General features: G+C 45.4%; 1 protein-coding gene. It reads left to right on the top strand.

Annotated features, from left to right (window positions below):
• Positions 1–749 (top strand): DNA topoisomerase (locus tag FD09_RS15580; RefSeq protein ID WP_235812318.1); only part of this gene is annotated, 749 nt, incomplete at both ends.

Raw genomic sequence — 749 nt, forward strand, 5'->3', positions numbered from 1 at the left:
TATTTAGTGGCTAATCTGACGAAGTATCTGGGTTTGGTCTCTAAGCCAGTCGCTTTAACCAATACCACTCCGAACAAACGCTATGTTGATGGGAAAAAAGTTGAAGAACACTATGCCATTATTATGACTAAAATCGTCCCGACTAAAGATCAATTAGCTGCCTTACCTAAATTACAGCAACAAGTCTATGACTTGGTTTTAAGAACGACGTTAGCGATGTTTGCTGATCCGTACGAGTACGAAGAAACCACCATTATCACTCAGGTTGGCGACGCCAATTTTAAAGCAACCGGTAAGGTCCCAACTAAGCAAGGCTGGCAAGCTTTATTTGATGAAACCAAAACCGAGCAGCAAGAAACAGCCACTTTACCACTCGTTCACCAGGGCGACCAGGTTAAAGCAAATCTACAAACGCCGCAAAAAGAAACGACCCCACCAGTACCGTTTACCGAAGGGACATTAATCACAGCCATGAAGACGGCCGGTAAAACGCTTGATGATGAAGAAGCCCAAGCAATTCTCAAAGACGTGCAAGGCATTGGGACAAGTGCGACCCGGGCCAATGTGCTAGAAGTGTTAAAGAAACGCGGCTATCTCGTCACTGAAAAAAATAAGCTGCACGTCAGTGAAGCCGGGATCACATTATGTAAAGCAGTCGAACTCGAACCCTTGCTAACTAGTCCAGAAATGACGGCTAAATGGGAGCAAGCGTTACAGCAAATCAGTACCGAAGAACGCACCCCGGATAA

The sequence above is a fragment of the Schleiferilactobacillus perolens DSM 12744 genome (genome assembly GCF_001435585.1).
GTDB lineage: Bacteria > Bacillota > Bacilli > Lactobacillales > Lactobacillaceae > Schleiferilactobacillus > Schleiferilactobacillus perolens.